Source organism: Pseudomonas jessenii, from assembly GCF_002236115.1.
Classification (GTDB): domain Bacteria; phylum Pseudomonadota; class Gammaproteobacteria; order Pseudomonadales; family Pseudomonadaceae; genus Aquipseudomonas; species Aquipseudomonas jessenii.
The window spans coordinates 906,476-921,103 of the sequence record NZ_NIWT01000001.1 but is presented as its reverse complement, the minus strand read 5'-3'; the positions used below and the strand labels follow the sequence as shown (position 1 = coordinate 921,103).

Sequence of the window (14,628 nt, the reverse complement as noted above, 5' to 3'; positions counted from 1 at the left end):
TCAGGTTATTGCGCAGTGGCCGGAGCCAAAAAAGCGGCTTCCAGCAACTGCTGTGTATACGGATGTTGGGGGGCGGCAAAAATGCTTTGCGCGTCTCCCTGTTCGACCACTTGGCCATGCTTGACCACCATCAACTGGTGGCTCAGCGCTTTCACCACAGCCAGGTCATGGCTGATAAACAGATACGTCAGGTTGTACTTGGTTTGCAGTGAACGCAAAAGCTCCACTACCTGGCGTTGTACCGTGCGGTCGAGGGCCGAAGTCGGCTCGTCCAGCAAAATCAACGCCGGTTTTAACACCAATGCCCGGGCAATGGCGATTCTCTGCCGTTGCCCGCCGGAAAATTCGTGGGGGTAGCGGTGCCGGGTTTCCGGATCCAGACCTACCTCCTTGAGTGCTGCAATGATCGCTTGTTCCTGTTCCGCCTCAGTGCCCATCTTGTGGATCCGCAGGCCTTCGCCAACGATCTGGCTCACGCACATCCGCGGGCTCAGGCTGCCGAACGGGTCCTGAAACACCACTTGCATCTCCCGTCGCAGCGGCCTGACCTGTTGCTGCGTCAGGCAGTCTAGCTGCTGGCCTTCAAAGCGGATGGCGCCCTTGCTGGCGATCAACCGCAAAATTGCCAGGCCCAGGGTCGATTTGCCGGAACCGCTTTCTCCCACTATCCCCAGGGTCTGGCCCTGGGGCAGGCTGAAATTGATGCCGTCGACCGCCTTGACGTAATCCACCGTGCGCTTGAGCAGGCCTTTCTTGATCGGAAACCAGACTTTGAGGTCCTCGACCGCCAGCAACGGCGGGCCGATCACGTTGCTTGCAGGCTTGCCGCCGGGCTCCGCTGCCAGCAGTTCCCGAGTGTACGGATGCTGCGGCGCGCGGAACAGTTCTTCGCACGATGCCTGTTCGACGATGCAACCTTGCTGCATGACACATACGCGATGCGCAATTCTTCGCACAAGGTTCAAATCATGGCTGATCAGCAGCAGGGCCATGCCCAATCGGGCCTGCAATTCCTTGAGCAATTCGAGGATTTTCAGCTGAACGGTCACGTCCAGCGCGGTGGTCGGCTCGTCGGCGATCAGCAGTTCCGGCTCGTTGGCCAGGGCCATGGCGATCATCACCCGCTGACGCTGGCCGCCGGACAATTCGTGGGGCAGGGCCTTGAGTCGCTTGTGCGGCTCGGGGATGCCGACCATCTCCAGCAGCTCCAGGGTGCGTTTGGTCGCGACCTTGCCGGTCAGGCCCTTGTGGATGCCCAGCACTTCGTTGATCTGCTTCTCGATCGAGTGCAGGGGATTGAGCGAGGTCATCGGCTCCTGGAAGATCATCGCAATCCGGTTGCCGCGAATGTGGCGGATGGTTTTTTCTTTCAGGTCCAGCAGGTTCTGCCCGGAATACAAGATGGTGCCGGACGGATGCCGGGCGAGCGGGTAGGGCAGCAGGCGCAGGATCGAGTGTGCGGTGACCGACTTGCCGGAACCGCTCTCGCCGACCAACGCCAGGGTTTCACCGCGCTTGATGTCGAAGCTGACGCCTTCGACCGCTCGCTGGCAGCGATTGCCGACGACAAAATTGACGGACAGGTCGCGCACTTCGATCAGATTGTGCTGATTCATTTCACTTCCTCGGGTCGAAGGCATCGCGAGCGGACTCGCCGATGAACACCAGCAGACTCAACATCAAGGCCAGCACCGCAAAGGCGCTGATGCCCAGCCACGGCGCCTGCAGGTTGGATTTGCCCTGGGCCACCAGTTCACCCAGGGACGGGCTGCCCGCCGGCAAGCCGAAGCCGAGGAAGTCCAGGGCGGTCAGCGTACCGATGGCGCCGGTGAGGATGAACGGCATGAAGGTCATGGTCGAGACCATCGCGTTGGGCAGGATGTGACGGAACATGATCGCGCCGTTCTGCATGCCCAGGGCGCGGGCGGCGCGTACGTATTCCAGATTGCGCCCGCGCAGGAACTCAGCGCGCACCACGTCGACCAGGCTCATCCAGGAGAACAGCAGCATGATCCCCAGCAACCACCAGAAGTTGGGCTGCACGAAACTGGCAAGGATGATCAGCAGGTACAGCACCGGCAATCCGGACCAGATTTCCAGGAACCGCTGCCCGGCCAGATCCACCCAGCCGCCGTAGAAACCCTGCAAGGCCCCGGCGATCACGCCGATGATCGAGCTGAGCACGGTCAGGGTCAGGGCGAACAGCACGGAAATGCGGAAACCGTAGATCACCCGGGCCAGCACGTCGCGGCCCTGATCGTCGGTGCCCAGCAGGTTGTCCGTCGAGGGCGGGGCCGGGGCCGGGACTTTCAGGTCGTAGTTGATGCTCTGGTAGCTGTAGGGAATCGGCGCCCACAGCACCCAGGCGTCTTTGGCCTTGAGCAGTTCACGGATGTACGGACTCTTGTAGTTGGCTTCCAGCGGAAATTCGCCGCCGAAGGTGGTTTCCGGGTAGCGTTTGAGCGCCGGGAAGTACCAGTTGTTGTCGTAGTGCACCACCAGCGGCTTGTCGTTGGCGATCAACTCGGCACCCAGGCTTGCGCCGAACAGGATCAGGAACAGCCACAGCGACCACCAGCCACGCTTGTTGGCCTTGAACAGTTCGAAGCGGCGGCGATTGAGAGGGGACAGGTTCATCTCAATGCTCCCGGCTTTCGAAGTCGATGCGTGGATCGACAAAGGTGTAGGTGAGGTCGCCGATCAGTTTCACCACCAGCCCGAGCAGGGTGAAGATGAACAGCGTGCCGAACACCACCGGGTAATCGCGGTTGATCGCCGCCTCGAAACTCATCAGGCCGAGGCCGTCGAGGGAGAAGATCACCTCCACCAGCAACGAGCCGGTGAAGAAGATGCCGATGAAGGCCGAAGGAAACCCGGCGATCACCAGCAGCATGGCGTTGCGGAACACGTGGCCGTACAGCACGCGGTGGTTGGTCAGGCCCTTGGCCCTGGCGGTGATCACGTATTGCTTGTTGATCTCGTCGAGGAAGCTGTTTTTGGTCAGCAGGGTCATGGTTGCGAAGTTGCCGATGACCAGCGCGGTCACCGGCAGCGCCAGGTGCCAGAAGTAGTCGAGGATCTTGCCGCCCATGCTCAGTTCATCGAAGTTGTTCGAGGTCAGCCCGCGCAAGGGGAACCAGTCAAGGTAACTGCCGCCGGCGAACACCACGATCAACAGGATGGCGAACAGGAACGCCGGGATCGCGTAGCCGACAATGATCGCCGAACTGGTCCAGACGTCGAAGTGGCTGCCGTGCCGCTTGGCCTTGGCGATCCCCAGCGGGATCGACACCAGGTACATGATCAGCGTGCTCCACAGCCCGAGGGAGATCGACACCGGCATCTTTTCCTTGATCAGGTCGATGACCTTGGCGTCGCGGAAGAAGCTGTCGCCGAAATCCAGGGATGCATAGTTCTTGACCATGATCCACAAGCGTTCCGGCGCCGATTTGTCGAAGCCGTACATGTGCTCGATTTCCTTGATCAGCGCCGGGTCCAGGCCCTGGGCGCCGCGATAGGCCGAGCCTGCCACCGAGACTTCGGCACCACCGCCGGCGATGCGGCTGGTGGCGCCCTCGAAGCCTTCGAGCTTGGCGATCATCTGCTCCACCGGCCCACCGGGAGCCGCCTGGATGATCACGAAGTTGATCAGCAGAATGCCGAACAGGGTCGGAATGATGAGCAACAGTCGCCGAAAAATGTACGCCAGCATCTGATTACTCCGTGCCCGCAGGATCGGCCTGCAGTGTGGTTTCGACTTCTATTGCCGGCTTGATGTCCGGCTTGACCCACCAGGTGGCCGTGCCGATATCGTATTTAGGCGAGACCTTGGGATGGCCGATGTGGTTCCAGTACGCCACGCGCCAGGTCTTGATGTGCCAGTTGGGTATTACGTAATAGCCCCATTGCAGAACTCGGTCCAGCGCGCGGGCGTGGGCCACCAGGCTGTTGCGCGAATCGGCGTTGATCAGTTGCTCGACCAGTTGATCGACCACCGGATCCTTCAGGCCCATGGAGTTGCGGCTGCCGGGCTTGTCGGCGGCGTCCGACATCCAGAATTCCCGTTGTTCGTTGCCCGGCGAGTTGGACTGCGGGAAGCTGCCGACGATCATGTCGAAGTCCCGGGAACGCACGCGGTTGATGTACTGCGAGACGTCGACCCGGCGGATCACCAGGTCGATGCCCAGGTCGCTCAGGTTGCGTTTGAACGGCAGCAGCACCCGTTCGAATTCGGTCTGGGCCAACAGGAACTCGATGACCACCGGCTTGCCGGTGGCGTCGACCATCTTGTCATCGACGATGCGCCAGCCGGCCTCCTGCAGCAATTGATAGGCTTGCCGTTGCTGGGCGCGGATCATGCCGCTGCCGTCGGTGGTCGGGTTCTGGAAGGCTTCGTTGAACACCTGCGGCGCCAGCTTGCTACGGAACGGTTCGAGGATCGCCACCTGATCGGTGTCAGGCAGGCCGGTGGCGGCCATTTCCGAGTTCTCGAAATAACTGCGGGTACGCGCGTAGGCACCGTTGAACAGTTGCTTGTTGGTCCATTCGAAATCCAGCAACAGCGACAGGGCCTGGCGCACCCGCACATCCTGGAACACCGGGCGGCGCATATTGAATACGAACCCTTGCATGCCGGTGGGATTGCCGTTGGGAATCTGTTCCTTGACCAGTCGACCTTCGGTGACCGCCGCAATGTTGTAGGCGTTGGCCCAGTTCTTCGCGGTCATTTCCAGCCAGTAGTCGAACTGCCCGGCCTTGAGCGCTTCCAGGGCCACGGTGTTGTCGCGGTAGTAGTCGGTGGTCATCACGTCGAAGTTGTAGAAACCGCGATTGACCGGCAGGTCCTTGCCCCAGTAGTCCTTGACCCGCTCGTATCGCACCGAGCGTCCGGCTTTCACTTCGCTGACCTTGTACGGGCCACTGCCCAGCGGGATTTCCAGGTTGCCCTTGTTGAAGTCGCGGTCGGCCCACCAGTGCTTGGGCAGCACCGGCAACTGGCCGAGGATCAGCGGCAACTCGCGGTTGTTGGTGTGCTTGAACTTGAACAGTACGGTGAGCGGGTCTTCGGCGATCACTTCGGCCACATCGCTGTAGTAGCCGCGGTACATCGGCGCGCCGTCCTTGGTCAGCATCTGGAAGCTGAACACCACGTCCTCGGCGCGAATCGGATGGCCGTCATGGAAGCGTGCCTCCGGGCGCAGGTAGAAGCGCACCCAGGCGTTGTCCGGGGCTTTCTCGATCAGGCGGGCGATCAAGCCGTACTCGGTGAACGGCTCGTCCAGGCCTTGCTTGGCCAGGGTGTCGTAGATCATGCCGATATCGTCCGCCGGCACGCCTTTGCTGATGAAGGGGTTAAGGCTGTCGAAGCCGCCGAAACCGGCCTGGCGGAAAATCCCGCCCTTGGGCGCGTCCGGGTTGACGTAGTCGAAGTGTTTGAAATCGGCCGGGTATTTCGGCGGTTCGTTATACAAGGTCACGGCATGTTGCGGGGCGGCGCAGGCCAGCCCGGCGAACAGCAGACCGCTGGCCTGCAGGAGCAGGGCACGGATGGGTTTCATTGATCTTTCTCCGAAGATTTCAGCCACCACGCGTTCAGGCCCAGGGTGTAGGGCGGCGTGGTGACGAAGGCGAGCCGGTTGCGGTACCCCAGGCGGTGATAATTGAGGTACCAGTTGGGAACGATGTAGTGCTGCCACAGCAGCACGCGGTCGAGGGCCTTGCCGGCGGCGACCTGTTCATCGCGGGTCCGGGCGGCCAGCAACTGTTCGAGCAAATGGTCGACCACCGGGTTGGCAATGCCGGCGTAGTTCTTGCTGCCCTTGACCCCGGCCTGGCTGGAGTGAAAGTACTGCCATTGTTCCAGACCCGGGCTGAGCGTCTGGTTGAGGGTCATCAGAATCATGTCGAAATCGAACTGGTCGAGGCGCTGCTTGTATTGCGCGCGATCGACCGTGCGCAGCCGCGCGTCGATGCCGATGCTGGCCAGGTTCTCGACGTAAGGTTGGAGGATGCGTTCCAGGTTCGGGTTGACCAGTAGCAGTTCCAGGCGCAGCGGCTGCCCGGCGGTGTTTTGCAGGCGCTGGCCATTGAGCTTCCAGCCGGCTTCGGCGAGCAGGCCGAGGGCTTTGCGCAGGGTCTCCCGGGGGATGCCACGGCCATCGGTCTGCGGCAGGCTGAACGGCTCGGTAAAGAGCCTGGCCGGCAGTTGCTCGCGATAGGGCTTGAGCAGCAGCCATTCATGTCCGACCGGCAAACCGCTGGCCGAGAACTCGCTGTTGGGGTAATAGCTCATGGCGCGTTGGTAGGCGCCGCCGAACAGCGAGCGGTTGGTCCATTCAAAGTTGAACATCAGCCCCAGCGCTTCACGGACCTTGGTGTCCGAGAAAGCCGGACGGCGGCTGTTCATGAACAGGCCCTGGGTCTGGGTCGGGATCTGATGGGGAATCTGCGTCTTGATCACCTCGCCGCGGCGTACGGCGGGGAAGTTGTAGCCGGTGTCCCAGTTCTTCGCCTGGTGCTCGATATAGATGTCGAATTCACCGGCCTTGAACGCCTCGAACGCCACGACGCTGTCGCGGTAGAACTCGACTTCCATGCGGTCGAAGTTGTACTTGCCGCGATTGACCGGCAGGTCCTTGCCCCAGTAATCCTTGACCCGTTCGAAGACGATCTGTCGTCCTGGCGTGACCGAGGTGATGCGATACGGCCCGCTGCCCAGCGGCGGCTCGAAAGTGGTGGCCTTGAAGTCGCGGCCTTTCCAGTAGTGCTGCGCCAGCACCGGCATTTCACCCAGGCGCAGAATCAGCAGCGGATTGCCGGCACGCTTGAACACGAAACGGATGCGCTGCGGGTTGAGGATGTCGACCCGCGACACTTCCTGAAGACTGGTGCGGTACAACGGATGGCCTTCCTTGAGCAGCACGCGATAGGAGAACGCGACGTCGTAGGCGGTGATCGGCGTGCCGTCATGGAAGCGTGCTTCGGGACGCAGGTTGAACACCACCCAGCTGCGGTTCTCGTTGTACTCCACCGACTGGGCAATCAGGCCGTAGCTGGACGCGGGCTCGTCACCTGAAGGTGCGTACTGCCCCGTGCCGACCATCAGCGGTTCGTTTAGCTCGTTGATGCCGTATTGCAGGAAACTCGGCGTGGTGACCGGGCTGGTGCCCTTGAAGGTGTAGGGGTTGAGCGTGTCGAAGGTGCCAAACGCCATCACCCGCAAAGTACCGCCCTTGGGCGCTTGCGGGTTGACCCAGTCGAAGTGGGTAAATCGGGCCGGGTACTTGAGCGTGCCGAACTGCGCATAACCATGGCTTTCGCTGATCGTCGCGCTTGCGGTGGAGCTCAAGGCCAGGCTGATCAGGAGCAGGGGCAGGGGACGCTTCAAATAGGGGATCCGATCCAGGCGGCTTGGGCTTTGTGGACCGTACAGTAACAGCTTGTATGGACAGGAAAAAGACGGGGGATCCGGGCGATCGCATTCCTGTAGGAGCGAGCTTGCTCGCGATGGTGGTCAATGATGACGCGGGGCACCTGAATCAACTCGGTGCCCTTGGGTTTTTCGCGAGCAGGCTCGCTCCTACAGTTAGTGCGGATTAGCCACCGTCAACATCTGACCAGGCTTGAGCGCCTGGCCGACACGCGGATTCCAGCGCTTGAGGTGCTGCATCTCTACGTTGAAGCGCTTGGCCACGATGTACAGCGAGTCGCCTTGCTGGACCTTGTACTTGGCCTGCTGCTTCTTGGTATTGGCCGCAATCACGGTGTTGACGCGCCCGGAGTTGCGTTTGCTGTTGTCCTGCATGACCAGGGTCTGGCCCGGCTTGAGGTTCTTGCCGCTCAGTTTGTTCCAGCGTTGCAGGTCCTTCACGTCAACGTTGTTGGCCTTGGCGATGGAACCGAGGTTGTCACCCCGCTTGACCCGATAGGAACGCTTGACGCTGGCGACCTGGCTGTCGTCGGCACCTTCGAAGACCGGCTTGAGCGATTTCTTGCTGATCAGTTCTTCAGGACGCATGGTCTGCAGGCTGCTGGTCAGCAATTGCGCCTTGGAGGTCGGCACCAGCAGATGTTGCGGGCCATCCAGGGTGGTGCGCTGCTTGAAGGCCGGGTTGAGCTGGAACAGTTCGTCTTCGTCGATATTGGCAACTTCAGCAACCTTGGACAGGTCCATGCGCTGGTTGATTTCGACGACCTGGAAGTAGGGCTCGTTGGCGATCGGATTGAGGTTCACGCCGTAGGCTTCCGGCGCCATCACCACCTGTGACAGTGCCAGCAACTTTGGCACATAGGCCTGGGTTTCAGAGGGCAGCGGCAGGTTCCAGTAGTCGGTCGGCAGGCCGAGGCGTTCATTGCGCTCAATGGCCCGGCTGACGGTGCCTTCGCCGGCGTTGTAGGCCGCCAGGGCCAGCATCCAGTCGCCGTTGAACATGTCGTGCAGGCGGGTCAGGTAATCCAGGGCGGCGGTGGTCGACGCGGTGATGTCGCGACGGCCATCATAGAAGCGGGTTTGACGCAGGTTGAAGTAACGCCCGGTGGACGGGATGAACTGCCAAAGACCCACCGCGTTGGCCCGGGAATAGGCCATCGGGTTGTAGGCGCTTTCGATCACTGGCAGCAGGGCCAGTTCCAGCGGCATGTTGCGTTCTTCAAGGCGTTCGACGATGTAGTGAATGTAGAGGCTGCCACGTTCGCCGGCGTTTTCGAGGAAAGATGGATTGCTGGCGAACCACAGGCGCTGTTGCTCGATGCGCGGGTTGACGCCCAGCCCGTCTTGCAGCTGGAAGCCCTGGCGCATGCGCTCCCAGACGTCCTGGGGAATTTGCGGGCTGGGTTTTTCGCTGAGCCAGATCGGCTTCTGCTTGGCGCGCGCGGCGATGTTCTGCGTGTGCGCCGCATCGGTCTGCGGCGCATGGCTGGAACAGCCCGCCAGGGTGGCGGACACAGCCACCGCAATGGCTTGAGCCAAGCGGGTCAATGCGTCTGAACTGATGGCTTTGCGAATAGGTGACGACATTGGCTGGAAGTAAGTTCCGGGCAAAAATGTCGGGCGATTCTAGGAAGCGCACCCTGCGCGGTCAACCTTTCAGAATTGTTGCAATCTTGATAGGCCTCTTTAGAACCTGTCTTTCCACGCTCGAAGCGCCGCAAAAACCATATCGGGCGCCGAGTTATCGGTGCCGGTCCGTTCGTCCGCTTTTTCTTTAACGGATGTTTCGCCGGAGCGCAAAAACGGGTTTGTGAGCTTTTCCAGCGCCAGTGTCGACGGCAGCGTCATGATCCCGGATTCCCGTTGGCGGGTGACTTTGGCCAGGCGCTCGGCAGTGTGCGGGTTGTTCGGTTCGACGGCCGCGGCAAACTTCAGGTTGCCGAGGGTGTATTCGTGGGTGCAGTACACCAGCGTGTCTTCCGGCAACCCGCCCAGGCGTGTCAGCGAACTGTACATTTGCTGTGGCGTGCCTTCGAACAAGCGTCCGCAGCCGGCGGCAAACAGTGTGTCGCCGCAGAACAGCAAGCCGTGATGGTAATAGGCGATGTGCCCCAGGGTGTGGCCGGGGACCGCGAGGACGTCGAAGTCCCAGCCGAGCACGCAGACCTTGTCGTTGTCCTTTAGCGCAACGTCCCGCGCCGGGATCGTTTCGCTGGCCGGACCATAGACTTTCGCGTCCGTCGCTTTTTTCAGCTGTTCGACGCCGCCGACGTGGTCATGATGGTGATGAGTGATCAAAATATCACTCAGTACCCAGCCCGGATTGGCCGCAAGCCAGGCTTGTACGGGGCCGGCATCACCCGGGTCGACGACCGCGCAGCGCTTGCTGCCGTGGTCTTGTAACAACCAGATGTAGTTGTCGGTGAAGGCGGGCAGGGCAGTGATCTGTATCATCGTCGGATTCGCCAAGCGGAAAACATTGGCGCATCTTAGAACTTCCTGGCGCGTTGGAGAATGCAATGACTGATAAAGCGTTCGCACAAGCCGATCCTGACTGGCTGGCGTTGATCAGCGCCGCCCGCGAGTGGCTTGCCGGTCCCCTCGGGCAATTTCTGCTGGACGAAGAGCGGCGCATGCTCGAAGACGAGCTCGGGCGGTTCTTTGGTGGCTATCTGGTGCATTACGGTCCCTCGGCCCAGACTCCGCCGTCTGCCCCTCAGGTACAGCGCAATGTACGCCTTGGTGCGCCGTTGCCGGGGGTCGAGATCGTTTGTGAGGAGCAGGCCTGGCCGCTGAGCGAGCATGCTGCCGATGTGGTGGTGCTGCAGCATGGCCTGGATTTCTGCCTGTCGCCCCACGGTCTGCTTCGCGAGGCGGCAAGCAGCGTACGTCCCGGCGGGCATTTGCTGATCATTGGCATCAACCCCTGGAGCAGTTGGGGCCTGCGGCATGTGTTTGCCCAGGATGCGCTGCGCAAGGCGCGCTGCATTTCGCCGTCACGGGTCGCCGACTGGCTGAACCTGCTGGGTTTCGCGCTGGAGAAACGCCGCTTCGGGTGCTATCGTCCGCCGCTTGCGTCACCGGCGTGGCAGACCCGCCTGGCCGGTTGGGAGCGCAAGGCCGGTGACTGGCAACTGTCGGGCGGCGGCTTCTATTTATTGGTGGCGCGCAAGATCGTGGTGGGCTTGCGACCGGTCCGTCAGGAGCGGCGCGAACCGATGGGCAAGCTGATCCCGTTGCCGATGGCCAAGGTCAACCGACGCAACATCGAACCGTAATACACACTTTTCATTTGTGGCCGGGCATGTCCCGGCTTCGGGCGTCGTCGATCAGCGATCGGCGGGCCAGCGCATTTTCTGGATAGATTGGCATGAGCGATAGCGTAGAACTGTTCACCGACGGCGCCTGCAAAGGCAACCCTGGTCCTGGCGGCTGGGGCGCACTGCTGGTGTGCAAGGGCGTCGAAAAGGAACTCTGGGGCGGCGAAGCCAATACCACCAACAACCGCATGGAGCTGATGGGCGCGATTCGTGGCCTGGAAGAGCTCAAGCGTCCCTGCGAGGTGTTGTTGGTGACCGACTCGCAGTATGTGATGAAAGGCATCAACGAGTGGATGGACAACTGGAAGAAGCGCGGCTGGAAAACCGCGGCGAAGGAACCGGTGAAAAACGCTGACCTGTGGAAGTTGCTCGACGAGCAGGTCAACCGTCACAAGGTCACCTGGAAATGGGTGCGCGGACACATTGGCCATCACGGCAACGAACGGGCCGACCAGTTGGCCAACCGTGGTGTGGATGAAGTGCGTGGGTACAAGCAGGGCTGATTTCGGTACTGCCGATGCATCGCGCCGTGGCCTTCGCGAGCAAGCTCGCTCCCACACTGGATTCGTGTCGTCCACAAAGTTGTGAGCCGGCGCCAATTCAATGTGGGAGCGGGCTTGCTCGCGAAGGCGGCGACTCGGTGTACCTGAAAGACCCCGGCGAGCGTGTTAACATCGCCGCTTTTGCACGATTGACCGATTGAGAGCTGAGCACTGATGGCCACCAGATCCGTTGTACTCGACACCGAAACCACCGGCATGCCGGTGACCGACGGCCACCGGATTATCGAAATCGGTTGTGTCGAGTTGATCGGCCGACGCCTGACGGGCCGGCACTTCCATGTGTACCTGCAACCCGATCGCGAAAGTGACGAGGGCGCGATCGGCGTCCACGGCATCACCAACGAATTCCTCGTGGGCAAGCCGCGTTTTGCCGAGGTGGCCGAAGAGTTCTTCGAGTTCATCAAGGGCGCGCAGCTGATCATCCATAACGCGGCGTTCGACGTTGGCTTCATCAACAACGAATTCGCCCTGATGGGCCAACAGGACCGCGCGGACATCACGCAGCACTGCTCGATCCTCGACACCCTGATGATGGCCCGGGAGCGTCACCCGGGGCAGCGCAACAGCCTCGACGCCCTGTGCAAACGCTATGGCGTCGACAACTCCGGCCGTGAACTGCACGGCGCCTTGCTCGACTCCGAGATTCTTGCCGACGTCTACCTGACCATGACCGGGGGGCAGACCAGTCTGTCCCTGGCCGGCAATGCCTCCGATGGCAATGGCTCGGGTGAAGGTGCGGACAATTCGGCCACCGAGATTCGCCGTTTGCCGGCGGACCGTCAGCCGACGCGCATCATCCGCGCCAGTGAAGACGACCTGGCCCGCCACGCGGCGCGCCTGGAAATCATCGGCAAATCCGCTGGTGCCCCGGCGTTGTGGGTGCAGTTGGCCGAGGCTGAAGCGCAGGCATAACACCCTGTTTGGCAGATGCTCGCCACAGGGAAACTCCCTCGTCGCCACAAGTTGGTGCATCCCGCTCGCCACATCCGCTGCAACACTCTACCCTGAGGTGATTGGCAGGCTCTGGTCTGCCGCCTCAGGACGCTGAGCCTCATGTACAAAGACTTGAAATTCCCGGTCCTGATCGTTCATCGCGACATCAAGGCCGACAGCGTTGCCGGTGACCGCGTGCGGGGGATTGCCCGGGAGCTGGAGCAGGAAGGGTTCAGCGTCGTTTCGGCGGTGGACTACACCGAAGGACGACTGGTGGCGTCGACTTACCACGGCCTGTCCTGCATGTTGATTGCCTCTGAAGACGCCAGCACCCATTCTCATTTGTTGCAAAACATGGCCGAACTGATCGGTCTGGCGCGGGTGCGTGCACCGGATCTGCCGATCTTCGCCCTGGGCGAAAAAGTGACCCTGGAAAACGCACCCGCCGACGCCATGGCCGAGCTCAATCAGTTGCGCGGCATTCTTTATCTGTTTGAGGACACCGTGCCCTTTCTCGCCCGGCAGGTGGCCCGCGCCGCGCGCAAGTACCTCGATGGCCTGCTGCCGCCGTTTTTCAAGGCGTTGGTGCAGCACACGGCGGATTCCAACTACTCTTGGCACACCCCCGGTCACGGCGGTGGCGTGGCGTACCACAAGAGCCCGGTCGGGCAGGCGTTTCACCAGTTTTTCGGGGAAAACACCCTGCGCTCGGATCTTTCAGTGTCGGTGCCGGAGCTCGGCTCCTTGCTCGATCATACCGGCCCCCTGGCTGAAGCCGAGGCCCGTGCAGCACGCAATTTCGGCGCCGATCACACCTTTTTCGTGATCAATGGCACGTCCACGGCCAACAAGATTGTCTGGCACTCGGTGGTCGCCCGCGATGACCTGGTGCTGGTGGACCGCAATTGCCACAAGTCGGTGCTGCATTCGATCATCATGACTGGCGCCATCCCTCTGTACTTGTGTCCGGAGCGTAATGAACTGGGGATCATCGGCCCGATTCCCCTGAGTGAGTTCAGTCGAGAATCGATCCAGGCCAAGATCGACGCCAGTCCGCTGACCAAGGGGCGTTCACCGAAGGTCAAGCTTGCCGTGGTGACCAATTCAACCTATGACGGCCTCTGCTACAACGCCGAACTGATCAGACAGCAGTTGGGCAATAGCGTTGAGGTGTTGCACTTCGACGAGGCCTGGTACGCCTATGCAGCGTTTCATGAGTTTTTTGCCGGGCGCTACGGCATGGGCACCTCCCGTGATGAAGACAGCCCGTTGGTGTTCACCACCCATTCGACCCACAAGTTGCTGGCGGCCTTCAGTCAGGCATCGATGATTCATGTGCGCGATGGCGGTGCGCGGCAACTGGATCGGGATCGCTTCAACGAAGCATTCATGATGCACATCTCGACCTCGCCGCAGTACGGCATCATCGCCTCGCTGGATGTGGCTTCGGCGATGATGGAAGGGCCGGCCGGGCGTTCGCTGCTGCAGGAAATGTTCGACGAAGCCCTGAGTTTTCGCCGTGCGCTGGCCAATTTGCGCCAGCACATTGCCGCCGATGACTGGTGGTTCTCGATCTGGCAACCGCCGTCGGCGGAAGGCATCGAGCGGGTCGTCACCGAGGACTGGTTGCTGCAACCCGATGCCGACTGGCACGGCTTTGGCGGCGTGACCGACGACTATGTGCTGCTCGACCCGATCAAGGTCACGCTGGTGATGCCGGGATTGACCGCCGGTGGCGCCCTCAGCGAGCGCGGGATTCCGGCGGCGGTGGTCAGCAAGTTCCTGTGGGAGCGCGGCCTGGTGGTCGAGAAGACTGGGCTGTACTCGTTCCTGGTGTTGTTCTCCATGGGTATCACCAAGGGCAAGTGGAGCACGCTGCTCACCGAACTGCTGGAGTTCAAGCGCAGCTACGACGCCAACGTCAGTCTGGCCAGTTGCCTGCCCTGTGTGGCGCAAGAGAATGTCGCACGCTATCAGGGCATGGGGTTGCGTGATCTGTGCGATCAGTTGCATGCCTGTTATCGCAGCAATGCCACCGCCAGGCACCTCAAGCGCATGTACACCGTTCTGCCGGAAGTCGCGATGAAGCCGGCGGACGCCTATGATCAATTGGTGCGGGGTGAAGTCGAAGCCGTGTCGATCGATGCGCTGGACGGGCGGATCGCTGCGGTGATGCTGGTGCCGTACCCACCCGGCATTCCGCTGATCATGCCGGGTGAGCGCTTTACCGAGTCGACCCGCTCGATCATCGATTACCTGGCGTTTGCCCGCACGTTCGATAGCAGTTTTCCGGGGTTCGTTGCTGATGTGCACGGATTGCAACATGAAGATCAGGGCAGTGGACGGTGCTACACCGTCGATTGCATCAAGGAATGAGGACATT

11 protein-coding genes are annotated in these 14,628 nt (G+C 61.3%); 4 read left to right on the top strand and 7 right to left on the bottom strand.

Annotated elements, in window-relative coordinates; all coding sequences use genetic code 11:
- Nucleotides 1-5: 5 nt before the first annotated feature.
- The 7 genes from PSJE_RS04105 to gloB form a co-directional block, all read right to left on the bottom strand.
- Nucleotides 6-1,616, bottom strand: coding sequence for an ABC transporter ATP-binding protein (locus PSJE_RS04105; protein WP_090455008.1), 1,611 nt, complete (start codon nt 1,614-1,616; stop codon nt 6-8).
- Between the two features lies 1 nt (nt 1,617).
- Nucleotides 1,618-2,637 (bottom strand): ABC transporter permease, encoded by a 1,020-nt coding sequence (locus tag PSJE_RS04100; RefSeq protein ID WP_007999322.1) that lies wholly within the window; start codon nt 2,635-2,637, stop codon nt 1,618-1,620.
- A gap of 1 nt (nt 2,638) precedes the next feature.
- Nucleotides 2,639-3,712 (bottom strand): microcin C ABC transporter permease YejB, encoded by a 1,074-nt coding sequence (locus tag PSJE_RS04095; protein WP_057715036.1) that lies wholly within the window; start codon nt 3,710-3,712, stop codon nt 2,639-2,641.
- 4 nt (nt 3,713-3,716) lie between these two features.
- Nucleotides 3,717-5,558, bottom strand: coding sequence for an extracellular solute-binding protein (locus PSJE_RS04090; protein WP_090455009.1), 1,842 nt, complete (start codon nt 5,556-5,558; stop codon nt 3,717-3,719).
- Nucleotides 5,555-7,375: an extracellular solute-binding protein gene (locus tag PSJE_RS04085; protein ID WP_408003804.1), complete on the bottom strand. Its 1,821-nt coding sequence runs from the start codon at nt 7,373-7,375 to the stop codon at nt 5,555-5,557. The genes PSJE_RS04090 and PSJE_RS04085 overlap by 4 nt, the downstream gene beginning before the upstream one ends.
- A 210-nt stretch (nt 7,376-7,585) precedes the next feature.
- Nucleotides 7,586-9,016, bottom strand: a complete 1,431-nt coding sequence (locus tag PSJE_RS04080) for a transglycosylase SLT domain-containing protein (RefSeq protein WP_057715033.1) — start codon at nt 9,014-9,016, stop codon at nt 7,586-7,588.
- A gap of 99 nt (nt 9,017-9,115) precedes the next feature.
- Entirely contained in the window at nt 9,116-9,883 is a 768-nt protein-coding gene (gene gloB, locus PSJE_RS04075) for a hydroxyacylglutathione hydrolase (RefSeq protein WP_090455011.1), read from the bottom strand.
- A gap of 65 nt (nt 9,884-9,948) precedes the next feature.
- On the opposite strand from gloB, the gene PSJE_RS04070 reads away from it, so the two are divergent.
- The 4 genes from PSJE_RS04070 (at nt 9,949) to PSJE_RS04055 (ending at nt 14,621) form a co-directional block, all read left to right on the top strand.
- Nucleotides 9,949-10,707, top strand: coding sequence for a class I SAM-dependent methyltransferase (locus tag PSJE_RS04070; RefSeq protein ID WP_007988453.1), 759 nt, complete (start codon nt 9,949-9,951; stop codon nt 10,705-10,707).
- 92 nt (nt 10,708-10,799) lie between these two features.
- Nucleotides 10,800-11,252: a ribonuclease HI gene (gene rnhA / locus PSJE_RS04065; protein WP_007979123.1), complete on the top strand. Its 453-nt coding sequence runs from the start codon at nt 10,800-10,802 to the stop codon at nt 11,250-11,252.
- 213 nt (nt 11,253-11,465) lie between these two features.
- Nucleotides 11,466-12,224 carry a DNA polymerase III subunit epsilon gene (gene dnaQ, locus PSJE_RS04060; protein ID WP_046037200.1) on the top strand — a complete coding sequence of 253 codons (759 nt, stop codon included), beginning with the start codon at nt 11,466-11,468 and terminating at the stop codon, nt 12,222-12,224.
- A 141-nt stretch (nt 12,225-12,365) separates the two neighbouring features.
- The gene (locus tag PSJE_RS04055; RefSeq protein WP_090455012.1) at nt 12,366-14,621 is read left to right on the top strand and encodes an Orn/Lys/Arg family decarboxylase; all 2,256 of its coding nucleotides are present in this window, start codon (nt 12,366-12,368) and stop codon (nt 14,619-14,621) included.
- Nucleotides 14,622-14,628 lie beyond the last annotated feature (7 nt).